The 17,816-nt window shown below is 65.0% G+C and carries 21 protein-coding genes; 12 read left to right on the forward strand and 9 right to left on the reverse strand.

The features are described from left to right. Nucleotides 1–110: 110 nt before the first annotated feature. A complete protein-coding gene (locus ACETII_RS17480; RefSeq protein WP_472786362.1) occupies nucleotides 111–1,361 on the reverse strand; it encodes a glycosyltransferase family 87 protein in 1,251 nt (416 codons plus the stop codon). Between the two features lie 158 nt (nucleotides 1,362–1,519). On the opposite strand from ACETII_RS17480, the gene ACETII_RS17485 reads away from it, so the two are divergent. The 3 genes from ACETII_RS17485 (at nucleotide 1,520) to ACETII_RS17495 (ending at nucleotide 3,665) form a co-directional block, all read left to right on the forward strand. Next, complete coding sequence (locus ACETII_RS17485) at nucleotides 1,520–2,722, forward strand: pyridoxal phosphate-dependent aminotransferase (RefSeq protein ID WP_472786363.1); 1,203 nt, start codon at nucleotides 1,520–1,522, stop codon at nucleotides 2,720–2,722. Between the two features lie 139 nt (nucleotides 2,723–2,861). Next, the gene (locus ACETII_RS17490) at nucleotides 2,862–3,401 is read left to right on the forward strand and encodes an SRPBCC family protein (protein WP_472786364.1); all 540 of its coding nucleotides are present in this window, start codon (nucleotides 2,862–2,864) and stop codon (nucleotides 3,399–3,401) included. Between the two features lie 45 nt (nucleotides 3,402–3,446). Beyond that, nucleotides 3,447–3,665, forward strand: coding sequence for a hypothetical protein (locus ACETII_RS17495; RefSeq protein WP_472786365.1), 219 nt, complete (start codon nucleotides 3,447–3,449; stop codon nucleotides 3,663–3,665). A gap of 55 nt (nucleotides 3,666–3,720) precedes the next feature. On the opposite strand, the gene ACETII_RS17500 is transcribed toward ACETII_RS17495, so the two are convergent. Both ACETII_RS17500 and ACETII_RS17505 read right to left on the reverse strand, forming a co-directional pair. After that, the gene (locus ACETII_RS17500; protein ID WP_363348078.1) at nucleotides 3,721–4,317 is read right to left on the reverse strand and encodes a superoxide dismutase; all 597 of its coding nucleotides are present in this window, start codon (nucleotides 4,315–4,317) and stop codon (nucleotides 3,721–3,723) included. 164 nt (nucleotides 4,318–4,481) lie between these two features. Next, entirely contained in the window at nucleotides 4,482–5,090 is a 609-nt protein-coding gene (locus tag ACETII_RS17505; protein ID WP_363348080.1) for a hypothetical protein, read from the reverse strand. 449 nt (nucleotides 5,091–5,539) lie between these two features. Between ACETII_RS17505 and ACETII_RS17510 the strand changes: the two genes are divergently transcribed. Then, nucleotides 5,540–6,385: a ribosomal eL19 family protein gene (locus tag ACETII_RS17510; RefSeq protein WP_472786366.1), complete on the forward strand. Its 846-nt coding sequence runs from the start codon at nucleotides 5,540–5,542 to the stop codon at nucleotides 6,383–6,385. Here the strand turns inward: ACETII_RS17510 and ACETII_RS17515 are convergent. From ACETII_RS17515 to ACETII_RS17525, 3 genes are read right to left on the reverse strand one after another with little or no spacing between them, the layout of a single operon-like run. After that, entirely contained in the window at nucleotides 6,382–7,308 is a 927-nt protein-coding gene (locus ACETII_RS17515; protein ID WP_472786367.1) for a CBS domain-containing protein, read from the reverse strand. The two genes, ACETII_RS17510 and ACETII_RS17515, sit on opposite strands and share 4 nt — an antisense overlap. Nucleotides 7,309–7,331: 23 nt before the next feature. After that, nucleotides 7,332–8,129 carry an exodeoxyribonuclease III gene (gene xth / locus ACETII_RS17520; RefSeq protein WP_472786368.1) on the reverse strand — a complete coding sequence of 266 codons (798 nt, stop codon included), beginning with the start codon at nucleotides 8,127–8,129 and terminating at the stop codon, nucleotides 7,332–7,334. A gap of 5 nt (nucleotides 8,130–8,134) precedes the next feature. After that, on the reverse strand, nucleotides 8,135–9,205 hold the full coding sequence (locus ACETII_RS17525; RefSeq protein ID WP_363348088.1) for a YcjF family protein: 1,071 nt from the start codon (nucleotides 9,203–9,205) through the stop codon (nucleotides 8,135–8,137). A 229-nt stretch (nucleotides 9,206–9,434) separates the two neighbouring features. Between ACETII_RS17525 and plsY the strand changes: the two genes are divergently transcribed. Both plsY and dprA read left to right on the forward strand, forming a co-directional pair. Further along, a complete protein-coding gene (plsY, locus tag ACETII_RS17530; RefSeq protein WP_472786369.1) occupies nucleotides 9,435–10,028 on the forward strand; it encodes a glycerol-3-phosphate 1-O-acyltransferase PlsY in 594 nt (197 codons plus the stop codon). Beyond that, the gene (gene dprA / locus ACETII_RS17535; protein WP_472786370.1) at nucleotides 10,025–11,296 is read left to right on the forward strand and encodes a DNA-processing protein DprA; all 1,272 of its coding nucleotides are present in this window, start codon (nucleotides 10,025–10,027) and stop codon (nucleotides 11,294–11,296) included. Before plsY ends, dprA begins: the two co-directional genes overlap by 4 nt. Here dprA and ACETII_RS17540 read toward each other — a convergent pair. Both ACETII_RS17540 and ruvX read right to left on the reverse strand, forming a co-directional pair. Then, a complete protein-coding gene (locus tag ACETII_RS17540) occupies nucleotides 11,277–11,519 on the reverse strand; it encodes a hypothetical protein (RefSeq protein WP_472786371.1) in 243 nt (80 codons plus the stop codon). The genes dprA and ACETII_RS17540 overlap by 20 nt on opposite strands. Nucleotides 11,520–11,657: 138 nt before the next feature. Next, nucleotides 11,658–12,131, reverse strand: coding sequence for a Holliday junction resolvase RuvX (gene ruvX, locus ACETII_RS17545; protein WP_363348093.1), 474 nt, complete (start codon nucleotides 12,129–12,131; stop codon nucleotides 11,658–11,660). Between the two features lie 100 nt (nucleotides 12,132–12,231). On the opposite strand from ruvX, the gene ACETII_RS17550 reads away from it, so the two are divergent. The 4 genes from ACETII_RS17550 to ACETII_RS17565 all read left to right on the forward strand — a co-directional run bounded on the left by ACETII_RS17550 (nucleotide 12,232) and on the right by ACETII_RS17565 (nucleotide 14,795). Next, nucleotides 12,232–12,501, forward strand: a complete 270-nt coding sequence (locus tag ACETII_RS17550; RefSeq protein ID WP_472786372.1) for a hypothetical protein — start codon at nucleotides 12,232–12,234, stop codon at nucleotides 12,499–12,501. Between the two features lie 129 nt (nucleotides 12,502–12,630). Beyond that, nucleotides 12,631–12,918 (forward strand): Asp-tRNA(Asn)/Glu-tRNA(Gln) amidotransferase subunit GatC, encoded by a 288-nt coding sequence (gatC, locus tag ACETII_RS17555; RefSeq protein ID WP_472786373.1) that lies wholly within the window; start codon nucleotides 12,631–12,633, stop codon nucleotides 12,916–12,918. Between the two features lie 51 nt (nucleotides 12,919–12,969). Next, the gene (gene gatA / locus ACETII_RS17560) at nucleotides 12,970–14,460 is read left to right on the forward strand and encodes an Asp-tRNA(Asn)/Glu-tRNA(Gln) amidotransferase subunit GatA (protein ID WP_472786374.1); all 1,491 of its coding nucleotides are present in this window, start codon (nucleotides 12,970–12,972) and stop codon (nucleotides 14,458–14,460) included. A gap of 2 nt (nucleotides 14,461–14,462) precedes the next feature. Next, entirely contained in the window at nucleotides 14,463–14,795 is a 333-nt protein-coding gene (locus tag ACETII_RS17565; protein ID WP_363348100.1) for a chorismate mutase, read from the forward strand. 110 nt (nucleotides 14,796–14,905) lie between these two features. Here ACETII_RS17565 and ACETII_RS17570 read toward each other — a convergent pair whose 3' ends face one another. Then, entirely contained in the window at nucleotides 14,906–15,235 is a 330-nt protein-coding gene (locus ACETII_RS17570; RefSeq protein ID WP_363348102.1) for a PGPGW domain-containing protein, read from the reverse strand. An 86-nt stretch (nucleotides 15,236–15,321) separates the two neighbouring features. Here ACETII_RS17570 and gatB point away from each other — a divergent pair, with 86 nt between their 5' ends. Together gatB and ACETII_RS17580 are read left to right on the forward strand one after the other, a co-directional pair. Continuing rightward, nucleotides 15,322–16,791, forward strand: a complete 1,470-nt coding sequence (gene gatB / locus ACETII_RS17575; protein WP_472786375.1) for an Asp-tRNA(Asn)/Glu-tRNA(Gln) amidotransferase subunit GatB — start codon at nucleotides 15,322–15,324, stop codon at nucleotides 16,789–16,791. A gap of 636 nt (nucleotides 16,792–17,427) precedes the next feature. After that, entirely contained in the window at nucleotides 17,428–17,748 is a 321-nt protein-coding gene (locus ACETII_RS17580) for a hypothetical protein (RefSeq protein ID WP_363348107.1), read from the forward strand. Nucleotides 17,749–17,816 lie beyond the last annotated feature (68 nt).

Consider the following 17,816-nt stretch of genomic DNA (forward strand, 5'->3'; position numbering starts at 1 on the left):
TTGCCTTTGCTCGGGTAACTATCAACAAGCCAAAAAGTTGCATCGGCAGCTCAAAAATTCATAAAAAATTAACTTTTTTTCACTTCAGAGTTAACGGACGGCGACGCGGATCACTCAAATTGCAACTTTTGCGGGTTGGCAGACGCGCAGCCGGACCGACCATCGGGCTGTTTTTCCTCGACGAAAACATAGCGGATCGTCACGACAAGGAGCGCGACGACGGCGACGACACCCAGCGGCGCCGCCAGCAGCGTCGCAAGCGGGCGGGCGAAGAGCGGCGCGCCATAGACGAGGGCGAGCGCTGACTTTTCGTAAGGGCGAAACCCGTTCTCGAGCCCGTGCGCCAGCAGCAAGGCGATGGCCGGCGCCAGCGCCATCATGTCGTAATCGAGCGAGTAGGGCGTCGCGAGGAACAGGGCGGCGATCACGCCGGCGGCTTTGACGCGCGTGTCGGCGCCGGATCGCAGCAGGGCGAGAACCGCCGCCACGGCGCAAACGGTCACGAGCCCCTGCCAGAACCAGGCAGCCGGCACGCTCCCGCCGATCAGTCGAACGGCGGCGAAGACGCTCTGGATCTTCTCGAAGCCGGTCGCCCCCTGTTCGACAATGGCGCGGGTGAAGCCGAGGCTGTCATAGAAGGCGCGCCAACTGGCGACGCCGAAGGCGGCGATGCTCGCCGCGGTCATCAGCGCAATGGATGCAGCGGCGCCTGCGAGGGCGCGCCCGTGACGGCCGACGAGCAATGCGAGCGGCAGCAGCAGCGCAAATTGCGGCTTATAGGCGAGCAGGCCGAAAAGCGCGCCGGCGACCGCGGGCCGCCGCTCCAGAAGATGAAATCCGCCGCCGAGCAGGGCGGCGGTCAGGAAGCCGTTCTGCCCGTGACCCAGATTGACGAAGACGGCCGGGAAGGCGAGGGCGGCGACGACCACGGCGCGTCGGCTCAGGCCGGATCCATCCAGCAGCGCGAGGATAGAAATCAGATAGAGCGCAAGGGTCGAGAATTGCCAAACGGCGAGCGCGTGGAGATAGGGCAGGCGCGCGAGCAGCGCCGCCACGCCGAGGAAATAGGGCGGGTAGTGCCAGCCGAAGACGCCTGTGTCCGGTCCGAAGGCGGCGCGCTGGGCGGCTGCATGACGCGCGATGTCGAAGGGCGCTTCGGGATGCCCGGCCAGCGCCTCCTTACCGGCGACCCACACCTGGCTGAAGTCGGCGCCGAGCGGCAGATCATTGGGCCCGATCCCGCCCCGGGAGGTGGCCACGGCGACGACGGCGGCCCCCACGGAAAACGTCAGCAGAACGAGCGGATAGGTTTTCAGCCGCTCCGGCGTCGCCCAGTCTCCATCGCGCAGCGTCGCCAACATCGCTCCCTCCTCCACCTTCAGCGTGACTTTGCAGGAATAACGGAAGGCGGGTTAATGGGAGGCGCCGACACGCGGGCTTGACCTGCGGATTTTCATTGCCGGGCGGCGGTCCGCAAATTATGGTGCGACGCACACTCCCCCTAACGGAATGAACGGCAATGACCTTCCTCGCCCACGCTCTCTCGCGCGTCAAACCCTCCGCCACGATCGCCGTGACGCAGAAGGCGCGCGACCTCAAAGCGCAGGGCCGGGAGGTGATCAGCCTCTCGGTCGGCGAGCCCGACTTCGACACGCCCGAACACATCCGCAACGCCGCCAAGGCGGCGATCGACCGCGGCGAGACGCGCTACACGCCCGTGCTCGGCATCCCGCCGCTGCGCGAGGCCGTGGCGCGCAAGTTCAAGCGCGAGAACGGGCTGGACTACAAAGCCTCGGACACGATCGTCGCGACCGGCGGCAAGCACATTCTGTTCAACGCCTTCCTCGCCACGATCAACCATGGCGACGAGGTGATCGTGACCGCGCCCTATTGGGTGAGCTATCCGGAAATGGTCGCCATCTGCGGCGGCAAGACGGTCTTCGTCGACACGAAAATGGAAGACGGCTTCAAGCTTCAGCCGGAAGCGCTCGAGGCCGCCATCACGCCCAAGACCAAATGGCTCGTGCTGAACTCGCCGTCCAACCCGTCCGGCGCCGCCTATAGCCACGACGAGATGAAGAAGGTGACGGACGTGCTGCTGCGCCATCCGCAGGTGCATGTGCTCACCGACGACATTTACGAGCATCTCGTCTACGGCGACTTCAAATTCGTGACGCCCGCGCAGGTCGAGCCCAATCTGATGGATCGCACGCTGACCATGAACGGCGTCTCCAAGGCCTACGCCATGACTGGCTGGCGCATCGGCTACGCCGCCGGGCCGAGCCAGCTCATCAAGGCCATGGACCTTTTGCAGGGTCAGCAGACCTCCGGCGCGTGCTCGATCGCGCAATGGGCGGCGGTCGAGGCGTTGGACGGGCCGCAGGAGCATCTCGGCGCCTTCCGCAAGGCGTTTCAGGAACGGCGCGACCTCGTGGTGTCCATGCTCAACCAGGCGAAATTTCTGCAGTGCCCGACCCCGGAGGGCGCCTTCTATGTCTTCCCCTCCTGCGCCGGCGCTATCGGCCGCAAGGCCCCGAGCGGCAAGGTGATCGCAACGGACGAGGATTTCGTCACCGAGCTCCTGGAGGCGGAGGGCGTCGCCGTCGTGCATGGCTCGGCCTTCGGGACGGGCCCCAATTTCCGCGTTTCCTACGCCGCCTCGGCGCTGACGCTGGAAAAGGCCTGCGCGAAGATCCAGTCTTTCTGCGCAAGCCTGACATAAAGGGCGCCGCCCCCTCCCTCTAGGCCCTGCACAAGCGGGAGAGGGTGGGGCGCTCTCCACGCTTTACCCGCTTCCTCCCCGCGCCTTAGAATAAAGAAAAAGCGCAGGCCCCCGATCTGCGCCGCGGAGGGACGTCGCCATGACCCTTTTTCTGCTTATCGTGCTCGCGGGTTTGAGCGCGCTGATCGCCTATGTCTCGCTTCAGCCCAACACCTTCCGCATTGCGCGCTCGGCCGTGATCGACGCGCCGCCGGAGCGCATCTATCCGCTCATCAACGACCTGCATCATTGGGAGCGCTGGTCGCCCTGGTCGAAACTCGACCCCGCCCAGGTCGTCGCCTACGACGGCTCGCCGCTCGGCGCCGGCGCCGTCATGTCCTGGTCCGGCAACAGCAAGGTCGGCGCGGGAAAGATGAAGATCGCCGAGAGCAGCCAGAATGAACGAATTCGCATCAAGATCCAGTTCCTGAAGCCGATGAAGGCGATCCACGACGTCCAGTTCGATTTGAAGCCCATCGACGAGACGCGAACGGAAGTGGTCTGGACCATGTCCGGCAAGAATGAGTTCATGGCCAAGGCGGTGCACGCCTTCATGAACATGGACCGGGCGGTCGGCGGCCAGTTCGAGCAGGGCCTCGCCAATCTGAAAACGCTTGTGGAAGCTCCGGCCGAAGCATAGCTCTGTGCGAGTCGGGACGCCATCTCGACTTAAGGAGCTATCATAATGAGACATTTGCTAATGGCCGGACTTGCAGCCGCGACTTTCGCCGCGACATTGACGATCGAGCCGCGCGAGGCGGGCGCCGTCGTGTGTGCGGCGGGACCCTATCGCGCCGGCTGCGCCGGCTATCGCGGCGCCGCGGTTGTTCGCCGCCCTGTCGCCCCGGCGCGCGTTTGCCGCACGGTCTGGGTCCGTGGGGTCCGCCGGACGGTTTGTAGCTAAATTTTGGCGCGCGGCAGGCCCTGCCGCCGCGCGCATGCCTTGCAACGCGCCAGGCTTACTTGGCGGCGTCCAACATTTCCTCGACATGTTCCCAATTGACCAGATGGTCGAGGAAGGCCTTCAGATAGTCGGCGCGGCGGTTGCGGTAGTCGATGTAATAGGAGTGCTCCCACACGTCGGCCACGAGCAGCGGCTGCGCGCCGTGGACGATCGGATTTTCCGCGTTCGGCGTCTTGCGGATGGCGGCCTTGCCGTCCTTGAGTTCGAGCCACACCCAGCCTGAGCCGAACTGGCCAAGGCCTTCCTTCTGAAATTCTTCCTTGAACTTGTCGAAGGAGCCGAAGGAATCGACGATGAGCTTCTCGATCCTGGCGGGCGCCGCGCCGCCGCCATTCGGTTTCATCCACTTCCAGTAATGGTGGTGATTGTAGTGCTGCGCGACATTGTTGAAGATCGGCGTGTTCTTGCCGAAGGAGCCGACGATCACGTCCTCTATGGGCTTGCCCTCGAACTCCGTGCCCTTGATCAGATTATTGGCGTTCGTGACATAAGTCGCGTGATGTTTGTCGTGATGATACTCAAAGGATTCGCGCGACAAATAGGGCTGAAGGGCGTCGTAAGCGTAGGGGAGATCTTCAAGCGTGAAGGACATCAATCGTCTCCTGACAGAAACGGGACTCGCTGGCCCCGCGTTTAACTAGACCCGGCGCCATTGCGCGGCAATAAGCAATAACGAGTCCTCGACGGCAGGCGCGGCAAGCAAAATGGCCCGGCGCGGGCCGGGCCATTGAAGAGGCGCAGGATTTCGTTTCGGGATCAGGCCGGAGCGTTCGCCGCTTCAACCGACTTGTTGGACTTGGCGCGCAGCGCCAGCCACATGACGCCGACCAGCGAGAAGAAGGCGACCCCGTAGAGGATGTATTCGAGCATCCCCCAGAAGGTGTAGAGCCCCACCGTAAAGGGGAACTGCGACACCCATTCATTACCGAGATCGTCCCGAACTGTCACGATCGCGACATAGCGACCGGAATCCTTGAAATCATGTTCGAAGGTCATGATCCCGTTGCGATAGACCTTCGGCTCATAATGAGCGACGGTCAGCGCCTCGAGATTATCCTTGGCCACAGGCGCGCCCGTGTCTTTCACGATGCGGGCGCCGATCGCCATATCGCGCAGCTCCGGAGAGACCGCGGTTAGAGCGATGACGGTTGGACCCGTCTGGGCGATGTCCTGGCAGAATTCCTGCTCCTCGCCCGAGCGCTGATAGCCAATGAAATGCATGGTGCTCGGACCAACGCGCATCACGCATTCGTCCTGCTCCAGTTTGACGCCGCCATGCGCCTGCGCCCCGCTGGGCAGGAGGCCGAAAGCAGAGACAAAACCAAACGCCGCAGCCAAGAGGCCGCGCCGAAACAAACCCTTCATGCTCGTCTCCTCATCAAGACATGATTCTGGCCGTGTGGTCCGGCGGCTCCCACGCCGCCGCCCGCCGCTCTTCCAGCCGTTGACAAGAGCTTTGTATTGCGACCACGTTTTACTATGCGGCATCGAGCCGCACTCTTCATGTGTATTTCAAGATTTTGAATTTGTTCAGCTTTGAGTAAGCCGGAGGGGACGCCTCCGAAGATCGAGACGCTACATATTGAATTTCAGTGGCCAAAACCCCATATATATAGAAAACGCGTTGGTCGCGGCGTCGCTGTGAACAATTGTAGACGAAAGTAATTCTCACATCCTTTTGCCCTATAATTCTCGGGATTGTGCGTTTGAGTAATTGTCATGTTAAAAAGCGATGCGACTGCGCAATCCAAGGCCGCTGAGGCGACTCTGCGGGGGATTGGCTCGCAGGGCGCTAAATTAGCGACGGAAGGGATATGACGCGCAATCTGTCCGGTTGGGACGTAACCGTTGGCGGCCTGCTGCTTGCCGGCGCCGGCGCTTATGCGATGTGGACGGGCTGGGACATGATCCTGCTGGAACGCGGCTGGAGCATGTTCATCGCCGGCGCGGTGGCCATCTCTGGGGGCGTGGTGACAATGGCGCTCGGACGCGTCGTCGCGCATCTGGCGCGCATCGCTCCGGCGACGGCGCACTTGACGGCGCTGCCCGCCGTCGCTGCAAGCCCCGCGCCCGTCGCCATCGCGGAACCGTCGCAAAATGGGCGCGAGGAAGCGCCGCCGGAGCAGGCGGTCGCGGAAGAGAAGGCCGCAGTCAGCGCGGCCGCCAAGGCCGCGCCTTCGAAGCCGCCACTGGTTAAGCCCTCGCCTTCCAAGCCGCCGCTCGCCAACCAGCCGCTCGCGAAACCGCCGTCATCCAGACCGCCGCTCTCCAAGCCGCTTGCAAAGCTCGTCGAGACGCAGATCGCCGCGCGCGACGACGACAAGCCGGCCAAGGCCGAAGGCGCGCCGCTGCGCCCTGCGTCGCCGCCGCCGCGGTTCGTCGTTCCGCCCTCGGGCGCAGCGCAGCCCGATGAGCGGGCGGTCGGCTCGAAATCAGAGACGCAACCGCCCGATTTCGCCGCGCTGCTGAATCCGCAACAGCACGCGGAGCCAAAAGCGGAGCCCGCCACCCCGCCGTCTGAGGTCGACCGTTATACGGCGGGAGACGCGACGTATGTCATGATGTCCGACGGTTCGGTCGAGGTGCACAGCGCCGAGGGCGTACAGCGTTATCCGTCGCTTGCGGCGCTGAAGGCGGATACGACGCTTCGCCAGCGCTAGGCGTTGGCGCTCTTGCCCCAGATCAGGAACAAGCCGGCGTCTCCCGGCAGCCCGTCGGGAAAATCGATGATCTGCGCCGCAATCTTGAAGCCGCGCGGATGAAGCTCGTTGCGCCAGCGTCGATAGACGTCCGCCGGCTCGCCGCGTAACGTCTCGGGCCAATGCAGGTCCGGCGCGTTGATCGCCCGGCCGCCGTCGACGCAAAGCTGCGCGGGAAAACGAATGAGCATGTATTCGGTCAATCCGCTCTGCGCCGCCGCGCGCGCCTGAGAGAGCATCCCCCGCCATTGCGCGTCGGTGAGGCGGCGCGCCGCGAGCTCACGAATGCGCTGTTCGCGTAAGGCCGTGGCGGCCCTGTGCTGCTCGATGCGCTCGATTGCGATCTGACGCTCATGCGCGCCGACGAGCTCGCGAAACTCCGAGGCGCTCACAATGTCGCAGAAGGCTGGCTCCGGCTGCGTCATGGCGAGCGTCGGCCTGTCCGCGTGCCCGGCGGCCTTGGCGATGGCTTCCAGCACCGCGCGATGCAGCAAAAGACCGACGAGCTTGTGCCCTTCGACGACGGGCATGCGCTTGAGGCGGTGCGCCGCCATGATCCGTTCGACCTCGGCGATGCGCGCGTCGCTGGGCACATAGATCGGCGGCGCGGTCATGATCTCGCGCAGCGCCGCGCCATTGCCGTGGAACGGCGCCTTCGGCCGGTTACGCAGCAGAAAGGGCGGGATCGGCCCGAGATCGACGGGGAGCGCCGGAAGCGCTTTTTCGAGGTTGCTGCGCGTGACGATGCCGATCGGCGTGAGATCGTCGTCGACGACCGGCACCACGCCGACGGACGACTCGGCGAGCGCTTTTGCGACATAATCGACGTCTGCGTCGGCCGTCACATAGACGAAGCGGCGCTGCATGAGGTCGCAAGCAATCATTCGGGTCCCCGCATGGTCCCCACTTATTCTGACAGTTCAATCGTTACCGGAACATGATCGGAGGGGCGCTCCCAGCCGCGCGCTTCGGTGCGCACGTCGAGCCGCTGCAGCGCGCCGCCGAGCGCTTCGCTGACAAGGATGTGATCGAGGCGCCGACCGCGATTGGACGCCGCCCAATCCGCCGCGCGATAGCTCCACCAAGTGTAGAGCTTCTCATCGGACGGCACGAAATGGCGCATGGCGTCGATCCATTTGCCGGCGCGAAACACCTTTTCGAGTTTCTCGACTTCGACCGGCGTGTGGCTCACGACTTTCAGTAGCGCCTTGTGACTCCAAACGTCATGTTCGAGCGGCGCGATGTTGAGGTCGCCGACGAGCGCGACGCGCCCCTTGGCCGCGCCATCCGCGCCCCAGCTCGTCATCTCGTCGAGGAAACTCAGTTTGTGGGCGAATTTCGGATTGACCTCGACGTCGGGCTCGTCGCCGCCGGCCGGGACGTAGAAATTATGCAGCGTGATCGGACCGCCCTTGCTCTCTATCTCGACCGCGATATGACGCGCGTCACCCTTTTCGCAGAAGTCGCGCTTCTCGACGAGGCGCAGCGGCTTCGTCGAAATCACGGCGACGCCGTGATAGCCCTTCTGGCCGTTGATCGCGGCGTGTTTGTAGCCCAGCGAGGCGAAGTCCTTCATGGGAAATTCGGCGTCGCGGCACTTCGTCTCCTGAAGGCAGAGGACGTCGGGGGCGGCGGTCTTCAGGAAATGCGCGACGAGCGGCATGCGCAGACGCACGGAATTGATGTTCCAGGTCGTGATCTTCAACGCTGTCAGGCCTTGCTTTTGTCGCCGAAGAGAAACGGCGCGACGTCTTTGACGCCGGGCTGCTTCTCCGTGACGAAGGGAGTGGGACGGCACACCGCCATGGCGGAGAGGCCGACGCGCGCGGTCAGCAGGCCATTGAGCACGCCCTCGCCGAGTTTCGCGGAGAGACGCGCGGCGATTCCATGCCCGAGCACCTGCTGAAGGAGCGTGTCGCCGACCGCGACCGAGCCGGTAATGGCAAGATGCGCGCCGACGGAGCGCAGGAGTTTGAAGAAGCCAAGCAAGCCCGGGCGACCGCCGTAAATTTCCGCAATGCGCCGCATGAGCACGATCGCCTGTCCGGCGACGAAGATCACGTCGAGCACGGCGCGCGGGCTCACGGCGGTGACGACCGAGACTCGCTTCGCCGCGGCGGCGATTTCCCGTCGCGCCTGTCCGTCGAGCGGCGCGACGAGATTGCGCTCGGCGAGATCGATGAGGTCTTTGCCGTCGATGATCTGCTTGCCGTAGTCGCCCATGAGCGCGCGCGCCCGCGCGAGATCGGGGCGGCGCTCATAGAGCGCGCACAGCTCCTTCACATGGACGCGCGCCGCATCGGCGTCATTTGCGGCGCGCGCCTGGGCCAATGCGGCGTGCAGCTTCGCCACGCGATTTTGCAGCATGATCGAGCGGGCTTCGCGCGCAAGGAAGACGAGCGCGGCGAAAAGGGCGGCGATCGCCAGCGCAAGGCCGATCGTGCCGAGCAGAGTGGAGTGGCGGAAGAGATCCTCAACGAGATTCCACGCCCAAACGCTGACCGCCAGAGTGAGGAGGCCGCTGAGCGCAGACAGAAACATGCCGCCTGGCGAGAGAATGAAGCGGTCGAGCACGCCCTTTGCGCGCGCCTCCGCGACGGCCGCCTCGCCGCCCGGCGCGCCTTCGACGAGTTCGACGGCCTCGGCGAAAACGTCGACCTCCGGTTCGATGACCTCGGGCGCAGGCTTCGAGGTGACGGTCTCGTCGCCGCTCAGGCGGAAGGCGCGCGGGCGGGGTCTGCGTTCTGGATTGCGCTCGACATTGCGCTCTGACTCGCTCATGTGCTCCGGTCCCGATTTTCGTGATCCCCCTTTAGCAGCTTTAGGCCGCGAAGCGGGAGCGTCATGATGACTTCTTTGAAAAACGCTTGTCTGCCAACCGCGGTTTGGCCAAGGAAGAAGGCGGCGGCGGCTTTGCCCAGGGGCGCTTGTTGCGGTCCGGTCAAGCCTCCGCTAGCATCCGCCGCGCTGTGCCGGCGTGTCTCGAAGAGCAGAGCTAAGCGTTTCCGTCATGATCTCCTTCCTGCCCGACGTCCTCGCGCTCGCCATTGGCTATCTTCTCGGCTCGATTCCCTTCGGCCTGCTGCTCACCCGCGGCGCCGGCACGACGGATCTCCGCGCCATCGGCTCCGGCAACATCGGCGCGACCAATGTGTTGCGCACCGGCCGCAAGGATCTCGCCGCCGCGACTCTGCTGCTCGATGCGCTCAAGGGAACGGCCGCCGTGCTGATCGGCGCGCAGCTCTCGCCCGAAGGGGCCGTGATCGCCGGCTTTGCGGCCTTCGTCGGACATGTCGCGCCGGTCTGGCTGAAGTTCAAGGGCGGAAAGGGCGTCGCCACCTTCCTCGGTTGTCTCTTCGGCCTCTATTGGCCGGCAGGGCTCGCCTTCTGCGGCGTCTGGCTCGCCGTCGCGGCGGCGACCCGCTATTCGTCGCTTTCTGCGCTCGTCGCCAGCGCCGCCGCGCCGCTCGTGCTCTTTACGGTTGGGCGGGGCGGCGAGGCCTTCGTCGTCGGGGCCATGGCCGCTTTGCTGTGGCGCAAGCACGCGGAAAACATCGCACGGCTGCGCGCCGGGACAGAGAGCCGGATAGGGCAGAAGGCATGAACGCAGGATCGGGCGCCTCCCTGAGCGACGAGCAGCTCGTCGACTGGCTCCGCCTGATCCGCAGCGAAAACATTGGCCCGCGCACTTTTCGGGAGCTGATCAACCGCTTTGGCGGCGCCCGCGCGGCGCTCGAAGCTTTGCCCGAACTCGCCAGGAAGACGCTGCGCGGCCGCACGATCCGCATCGCCGAGCGCGACGAGGTCCTACGCGAGATCGACGCAGCGACCGCCATGGGCGTGCGCTTCGTCACGACGGGCGATCCCGGCTACCCGCCGCTGTTGCGACAGATTCACGATGCGCCGCCGGTGCTTTCGCTGCGCGGCGGCGCGGCCCTGGCGCAGCGCGACGCGGTCGCGCTCGTCGGCTCGCGCAACGCCTCGGCGGCGGGGCTCGCCTTCGCGGAGCGGTTGGCGCGCAGCCTCGGGCGCGCGGACTATGTGGTCGTCTCCGGCCTGGCGCGCGGCGTCGACGCCGCCGTTCATCGCGCCAGTCTGGAGACGGGAACGATTGCCGTGCTGGCCGGCGGACAGGCGCGGCCCTATCCCGCCGAGCATGAGCGGCTCGTCGCCGAAATTGCCGCGCAGGGGCTGCTCGTCTCCGAAATGCCGCTCGAATGGGAGCCGCGCGGGCGCGATTTTCCGCGACGCAACCGCATCATCTCAGGCCTGAGCCGCGCGACTGTGGTCGTCGAGGCGGCGCGCCGATCCGGCTCGCTGATCACGGCGCGATTCGCCAATGAGCAGGGGCGGGAGGTGTTCGCCGTGCCCGGGTCGCCGCTCGATCCGCGCGCGGAAGGGACGAACGATCTTCTCCGCCAGGGGGCGACGCTCTGCGCCAGGCCCGAAGATGTGCTCGACTCGCTGGCCGCCGGCGGTCCCGTGACGCCGGGGGCGCTATCCGACGAAGCGACGATCGGCGAAGACGTCGAACCCTTGTTCGACGAATTGGACCTCTTCCCCGCTCAGGGCATTTTCGCGTTCGAGGAGAGCGGGCCGGAGGAGTCCGGCTTCGTCTCGGCCGACTCTGAAGCGGCCGAACGGCCGTCCCGGCCCCCACCAGCGGAAAACGCCCGGGAGATTCTTCTGGAGTTGCTTGGCCCCGCGCCCGTTCCTGTAGACGAACTGATCCGGATGGCCGGTCTTCCCGCCCGCGACGTGCACGGGGCCTTGATGGAGCTTGATCTCGATGGCCGTCTCGAGCGGCACGGGCCGAACGCCGTCTCGCTCCTCTACGCCGCGGGCGCGGGCCCTACGTCTCGCGGCGAATAACCGGGCCGCCCATCTCACGGGCGCGGATTTCGGCCTCGACGCGCGCCAGATTGAGAAAATAGGCGACCATCTCGAGGTCCGCCCCCGCCGCCAGTTGGGAGAGCTCCGACGACATATCGGCAATGTAGCTCGCCATGGCCGCGGCGTCCTCCTCGGCGCGACGCGCGGGGACGGGTGGTTTGGCTTTGCGCGCCTGCGACGGCGTGGCGGCTGGTCGGGCCATGAGGCGTGTCTCCGTCAATCTGGGTCTTCCGCAGCTTGAACGCAACCGTAAGATGTATTTCTCTTAAAGCACAGGTTAAGGAAGTCAAGCTTCAAAGAGCGCAAACACGCGCGTCAGCGTCATGACGGGAGCAAGCGTTCACGGCTTGAGGCGGCGCAATCGATCCAGCGCGCCCTGCAGAATGTAGGCCGCGGCCATGCGGTCCACGACCTCGGCGCGTCTGGCGCGGGAGGCGTCCTGGGCGATGAGCTCGCGGGTCACCGCCGCCGTCGAGAGGCGCTCGTCCCAGAAGGCGAAGGGCAGGGGCGTCAGTTTGCGCAGATTGCGCATGAAGGCGCGCGTCGCCTGGGCGCGGGGGCCTTCCGTGCCGTCCATGTTGAGCGGCAGGCCGAAGACGAGCGCCTGAACCTCGAATTCCGCTGCGCGTTTCAGCAGCGCTTCAGCGTCCTGCGAAAACTTCACGCGTCGAATGGTGTCGAGCGGCGAAGCGAGCCGGCGCTCGACATCGGACAATGCGAGGCCAATGGTCTTCGTCCCGAGGTCGAGGCCCATGAGACGGCCGCGCGGCGGGAGCTCGGCCGCAAGCTTATCCAGTGGGGTGTCAAGCGTCATCTTGCGCCTCGCATATCAGCCTCCGACGGAATGCGCGAGCGCACCCTTGACGCCGCAAGCCGTAAGCTTAGCATTTGTCGGCCAATCGGAGGGGCTGGTTATGAAAGCGATTTGCAGGCGTGGACGCGCGTTTTTCCTTGTCGCGGTCTCCTTTATCGGCGGAGCCGAGGCGGTTATCGCGGCGCCGATTGCGCCGCTCGGCGAGACCAGCCAGGGCGGCGTGGAACAAATCGCCAGCCGCGTTATTGTCCCGCCTTCGCGGCTCGTCTGCGACGGAAGCCGCCGGGTTTGCGTGCGCTGGCACAATGTCCCGGGCGGCGTCGCCTGCTCGCGTTGGGAGCTGCGCTTCTACGGTTGCCGGGCGCGCTGAGCGCGTCCAGCCGGGCGGAGGGGCGCGGCCGAAACGCCGCCGAAACGTTACAGCGGCCGCGCCCGCATTGCGCGCCGCCGTCTCCGGCTGCTATAGCGCCGTAACAGTTTCATCCGGCGGAGCTCTCCCATGTCTGTCGATTCAGCGGTGGTACGCCGCATCGCCCATCTCGCGCGCATCGCCGTCGAGGAGAATGAGGTCGAGCGGCTGCGCGGCGAACTCAACGCCATTCTGTCTTTCGTGGAGACGCTCGGCGAAGTGAATGTCGAGGGCGTCGAGCCCATCGCCTCCGTTCTCCCGATGCAGATGAAGAAGCGCGTCGACGTCGTGAGCGACGGCGGCATCGCCGATGACATCCTCGCCAATGCGCCGGCCCGCGAGGATCATTATTTCGTCGTTCCCAAGGTGGTCGAGTAAGGCGCCCGCGACGCCGCACAGCCTCCCGCTTCCGTTATATAAAGAGACTCGATGTCCGATCTGACGCATCTCTCCCTCGCCGACGCGCGCGACGCGCTGACGTCGAAAAAAATCTCGGCGGTCGAGTTGACCAAGGCGCATCTCGCCGCGATCGAGCGGGCGCGCGCCCTCAATTGCTTCATCACCGAGACGCCGGAACTGGCGTTGAAGCAGGCGGAGGCGAGCGACGCGAAGCTCGCGCGCGGCGAAGCCGGCCCGCTCGAAGGATTGCCGCTCGGCGTCAAGGACCTTTATTGCTCCAAAGGCGTGCGCACGACGGCGGCGAGCCGCATCCTCGACGATTTCACGCCGACCTATGAATCGACTGTCTCCGGCAATCTGCTGCGCGACGGCGCGGTGACGCTTGGCAAGCTCAATCTCGACGAGTTCGCCATGGGCTCTTCGAACGAGACGAGCGCCTTTGGCCCCGTCGTTTCGCCATGGCGCCGCAAGGGCGATCCGAATGCGAAGATCGTTCCCGGCGGTTCGTCGGGCGGCTCTTCGGCGGCGGTCGCCGCGCATCTTTGTCTTGGCGCCACGGCGACCGATACGGGCGGCTCCATACGCCAGCCGGCGGCGTTTACCGGCACGGTCGGCGTCAAGCCGACCTATGGGCGCTGTTCGCGCTGGGGCATCGTCGCTTTCGCCTCGTCGCTCGATCAGGCGGGTCCGATCGCGCGCACGGTGCGCGACGCCGCCATCATGCTGCGCTCCATGGCCGGCCACGATCCCAAGGATACGACGAGCGTCGACGCGTCGGTGCCGGATTACGAGGCCGCGGTCGGCGCCTCGGTGAAGGGGCGCCGCATCGGCGTGCCGAAGGAATACCGCCTCGACGGCATGTCGGCCGAGATCGCCGCGCTGTGGGAACAGGGCGTCGCCTGGCTGAAGGACGCGGGCGCGGAGATCGTGGACATTTCCCTGCCGCATACGAAGTATGCGCTGCCGACCTATTACATCATCGCGCCGGCGGAGGCCTCGTCCAATCTCGCGCGCTATGACGGCGTGCGCTACGGCATGCGCGAGCAGGGCCGCGACATCGTCGACATGTATGAGAAGACCCGCGCCAAGGGCTTCGGCGCCGAAGTGCGTCGTCGCATCATGATCGGCACCTATGTGCTGTCGGCGGGCTATTACGACGCCTATTACGTGCGCGCGCAGAAGGTGCGCAGCCTCATCAAGCGCGATTTCGATGAGGCCTTCGCCGCCGGCGTCGACGCGGTGCTGACGCCCGCGACGCCCTCGACCGCCTTCGCGCAGGGCGAGCAGGGCTCGACCGATCCGGTTGAGATGTATTTGAACGACGTCTTTACGGTGACGGTGAATATGGCGGGCCTGCCGGGCGTCGCCGTGCCCGGCGGCCTCGCCGCCAATGGTCTGCCGCTCGGGCTGCAGCTCATTGGGCGCCCCTTCGACGAGGAGACGCTGTTCTCGCTCGCCGCGGCGCTGGAGCAGGCGGCGCCGAAAATCGACTTCCCGCAACCCTGGTGGCGCGAGGCCTGAAGATGAACAAGGCCGCAGTCGAACCCGATCTCAAGTCGATGCAGGACGAAATGTCCGACGTTCGCCGCGTCATCGACGAACTCGACGACGAACTCGTCGCGTTGCTTGCGAAGCGACAGCGACAGATCGAGCGGGCTGCAAAGGTAAAGCCGTCCCTCGGCATTCCAGCGCGCGTGCCGGAGCGTGTCGACGAAGTGCTGGCGCGCGTGCTCGGCGCCGCGCGGCGCGAGGGCCTGTCGGTGGAAGTCGCGATGAATCTCTGGACGACCATCATCGAATGGTCGATCCAGTACGAAGAGCGTCTGATGGGGGATCGGGCGCCGAAGGGCGACTGAGCCTGTCGATCGAGAACCCGCCGCGGATCGCAAAGGCGAGGCGGTTCACGACGCTCGATACGCTCGGCTTGATCCTTTCTAAGGCGCCGCTTGCGATCGAGATTTCGCAATCACCCTACCGTTTCGTCCTTCTTGCGCTCGACCCGTCTGACGCGCACGAAACCGCGGCGGATCGCCCAACGCAGGAATCGTAGCTTCTGCCAATACAGGCGCTGCGTGAGGCGATGCGCGCCGGGCGAGTGCGGCGCGAGGATCGCGAGGCCGAGCGGAACCATCCAGACGCCGAAAAAGGGTAGGGGCGCGAGGAGGGTGCCCCCGAGGATGAAGCTGACGCCGACGGGGACGCCAACGTAACTTGGCGCCGCGCGTATGCGGGCAAGGATCCCATTGTTGCGGCTCTTCGCGCCGTCGTCCTTCTCTGGGGCGTCGTTTCGGACCATTTTTGTGGCCGCTCCTCTTTCACGTCGCCCGTTCCGCTGGCGCGCGCCGTGGTCTATATGGAAGGCGTAGGTTTAGCGAGGAAAATATGGCGACACAGGCGGCTCCCTCCAAACTCATAAAAGGCGCGACCGGCGACTGGGAAGTCGTCATCGGCATGGAAATCCATGCGCAGGTCACGAGCAACGCCAAGCTCTTCTCCGGCGCTTCGGCCGAGTATGGCGGCGCGCCAAATAATCATGTCTCGCTCGTCGACGCGGCGATGCCGGGCATGCTGCCCGTCATCAACGAAGAATGCGTCAAGCAGGCGATCCGCACGGGCCTGGGGCTCGAGGCCAAGATCAATCTGCGCTCCATCTTCGACCGCAAGAACTATTTCTATCCCGATCTGCCGCAGGGCTATCAGATTTCCCAGTTTAAACACCCGATCGTGGGCGAGGGCGCGGTGATCGTCGACGTCTCGCCTACCGAGCGCATCACGGTCGGCGTCGAGCGTCTGCACCTCGAGCAGGACGCCGGCAAATCGTTGCACGATCTCTCTCCCGGCGAGAGTCACGTCGACCTCAATCGCAGCGGCGTCGCGCTCATGGAGATCGTCTCCAAGCCCGACATGCGCTCGGCCGAGGAAGCGCGCGCCTATGTCACGAAGCTGCGCGCGTTGCTGCGCTACATCGGCTCCTGCGACGGCAATATGGAGCAGGGCTCGCTGCGCGCGGACGTCAATGTGTCCGTGCGCCGCCCGGGCGAACCGCTCGGCACGCGCTGCGAGATCAAGAATGTGAACTCGATCCGCTTCATCGGCCAGGCCATCGAGGTCGAGGCGCGCCGTCAGATCGGCATCCTCGAAGACGGCGGCAAGATCGATCAGGAGACGCGGCTCTTCGATCCAGGCAAGGGCGAAACGCGCTCGATGCGCTCGAAGGAGGAGGCGCACGACTATCGCTACTTCCCAGATCCGGACCTGCTGCCGCTCGAGTTCGACCAGCCCTATGTGGACGCGCTGAAAGCCGGGCTGCCAGAGTTGCCTGACGCCAAGCGCGCACGATTCATCGCCGAATATGGCTTGCCGCCCTATGACGCGGGCGTGCTGGTGATGGAGCGCGCCAGCGCCGATTTCTTCGAAGAGACCGCGAAAGGACGCGACGCGAAGCTTGCGGCGAATTGGGTGATCAACGAACTCTTCGGCCGCTTGAACAAGGAAGGGTTGGACGTGACGCGCTCGCCGGTCTCGGCGCAGGCGCTCGGCGCCATCATCGACCTCATCTCCGAGAACGTCATCTCGGGCAAGATCGCCAAGGATCTGTTCGAGATCGTCTGGACCGAAGGCGGCGATCCCAAGGAGATTGTCGAGCGCCGCGGCATGAAGCAGGTCACGGACACGGGCGCGATCGAAGCCGCAGTCGACGCCGTCATCGCCGCCAATCCGGACAAGGCGGAGCAGGCGAAGGCGAAGCCCACCATGCTCGGCTGGTTCGTCGGACAGGTGATGAAGCAGACCGGCGGCAAGGCGAATCCGCAGGCCGTGAACGAGCTGCTGAAGAGCAAATTGGGCGTCTGAGCGACGCCCTTCATCGCTTTCCGACGAATCGAGTCGGCCCGGACATGCGCGATTTTTTGTCACGCGCATCGTCCCGGCCGACATTTTTTTGCTTTTTTCGAGCGTCGCGCACAATTTTTTTTCGACGTGTCGCGCCGGCGACAGACGCGTCGCTGCGCCATGCTCGTTCGAACCGCGAAAGCGCATGCGCCACCGTCCGCGGCGATGCAGGCAATGATGCGATCGACGCGCGACGATGCAGGCGGTCATTGCGTCGCGCCCTGTCGCGGACGATCGGGCAGTCATTCGGCAAATGCGAGCATGTTCAAGAAAAACAAGAATTTGAAAATGCATGCGCCCGTGCTGCGCGACGCGTCGGCGTCTGTGCGTCGACCGTCGCGAGCGCGTGACGGCCGCTCAGCGCGTGCGTTCCATTCCAGTGCGCGGCAGTTCGTCGAGAAGCGACTCGCGCAAGACTTCGACAGGTGAATGCGGCGCTTTTCTTCTTTGTCGACGCCTGCCGCGAGAGGATGAGACGCGCGTTGAAACGCTCAACTGCGCGCGGCGCCACTTGAACCAGTGATTAACCACGTTACGCTAGTTGAGCGTATTGTCGGTCGACCATAGTTCCGGCAATTCGGATCAAGGGGACTTATTATGGCGAGAGCTACTACAAAGCGTAAGCCGGCCAAGAAGGCGGCGGCGAAGAAGGGCGCGCGTAAAACCGCGACCAAGAAGGCGGCGACCAAGAAGCGCGCGACGAAGAAGGCGACCGCCAAGAAGAGCGTCCGCAAGGCTGCGACGAAGAAGCGCGTCGTGAAGAAGACGGCGACGAAGAAGCGTGGCACGGTGAAGAAGGCGGCGACGAAAAAGCGCGCGACCAAGAAGGCGACGACGAAAAAGGCCACCGCCAAGAAGCGTTCGCCGCGGAAAGTAAAGGTGGCGCCGCCAGCCACCCCGACGAACGAGGGCGCCTGAAGGGAGGCGTCTTCGCCACGCGTGATCGAAGGGTCGTGCGTCGTGAATGCGCCCGGCGTCAAGACCTC

The sequence above is a fragment of the Methylocystis sp. NC52PC genome, assembly GCF_055698645.1.

What these genes read in the sequence shown, in the direction of transcription:
- ACETII_RS17480 (WP_472786362.1), bottom strand. Translation starts at nt 1,361, where the DNA reads ATGTTGGCGACGCTGCGCGATGGAGACTGGGCGACGCCGGAGCGGCTG.
- ACETII_RS17485 (WP_472786363.1), top strand. Translation starts at nt 1,520, where the DNA reads ATGACCTTCCTCGCCCACGCTCTCTCGCGCGTCAAACCCTCCGCCACG.
- ACETII_RS17490 (WP_472786364.1), top strand. Translation starts at nt 2,862, where the DNA reads ATGACCCTTTTTCTGCTTATCGTGCTCGCGGGTTTGAGCGCGCTGATC.
- ACETII_RS17495 (WP_472786365.1), top strand. Translation starts at nt 3,447, where the DNA reads ATGAGACATTTGCTAATGGCCGGACTTGCAGCCGCGACTTTCGCCGCG.
- ACETII_RS17500 (WP_363348078.1), bottom strand. Translation starts at nt 4,317, where the DNA reads ATGTCCTTCACGCTTGAAGATCTCCCCTACGCTTACGACGCCCTTCAG.
- ACETII_RS17505 (WP_363348080.1), bottom strand. Translation starts at nt 5,090, where the DNA reads ATGAAGGGTTTGTTTCGGCGCGGCCTCTTGGCTGCGGCGTTTGGTTTT.
- ACETII_RS17510 (WP_472786366.1), top strand. Translation starts at nt 5,540, where the DNA reads ATGACGCGCAATCTGTCCGGTTGGGACGTAACCGTTGGCGGCCTGCTG.
- ACETII_RS17515 (WP_472786367.1), bottom strand. Translation starts at nt 7,308, where the DNA reads ATGATTGCTTGCGACCTCATGCAGCGCCGCTTCGTCTATGTGACGGCC.
- ACETII_RS17525 (WP_363348088.1), bottom strand. Translation starts at nt 9,205, where the DNA reads ATGAGCGAGTCAGAGCGCAATGTCGAGCGCAATCCAGAACGCAGACCC.
- plsY (WP_472786369.1), top strand. Translation starts at nt 9,435, where the DNA reads ATGATCTCCTTCCTGCCCGACGTCCTCGCGCTCGCCATTGGCTATCTT.
- dprA (WP_472786370.1), top strand. Translation starts at nt 10,025, where the DNA reads ATGAACGCAGGATCGGGCGCCTCCCTGAGCGACGAGCAGCTCGTCGAC.
- ACETII_RS17540 (WP_472786371.1), bottom strand. Translation starts at nt 11,519, where the DNA reads ATGGCCCGACCAGCCGCCACGCCGTCGCAGGCGCGCAAAGCCAAACCA.
- ruvX (WP_363348093.1), bottom strand. Translation starts at nt 12,131, where the DNA reads ATGACGCTTGACACCCCACTGGATAAGCTTGCGGCCGAGCTCCCGCCG.
- ACETII_RS17550 (WP_472786372.1), top strand. Translation starts at nt 12,232, where the DNA reads ATGAAAGCGATTTGCAGGCGTGGACGCGCGTTTTTCCTTGTCGCGGTC.
- gatC (WP_472786373.1), top strand. Translation starts at nt 12,631, where the DNA reads ATGTCTGTCGATTCAGCGGTGGTACGCCGCATCGCCCATCTCGCGCGC.
- gatA (WP_472786374.1), top strand. Translation starts at nt 12,970, where the DNA reads ATGTCCGATCTGACGCATCTCTCCCTCGCCGACGCGCGCGACGCGCTG.
- ACETII_RS17565 (WP_363348100.1), top strand. Translation starts at nt 14,463, where the DNA reads ATGAACAAGGCCGCAGTCGAACCCGATCTCAAGTCGATGCAGGACGAA.
- ACETII_RS17570 (WP_363348102.1), bottom strand. Translation starts at nt 15,235, where the DNA reads ATGGTCCGAAACGACGCCCCAGAGAAGGACGACGGCGCGAAGAGCCGC.
- gatB (WP_472786375.1), top strand. Translation starts at nt 15,322, where the DNA reads ATGGCGACACAGGCGGCTCCCTCCAAACTCATAAAAGGCGCGACCGGC.
- ACETII_RS17580 (WP_363348107.1), top strand. Translation starts at nt 17,428, where the DNA reads ATGGCGAGAGCTACTACAAAGCGTAAGCCGGCCAAGAAGGCGGCGGCG.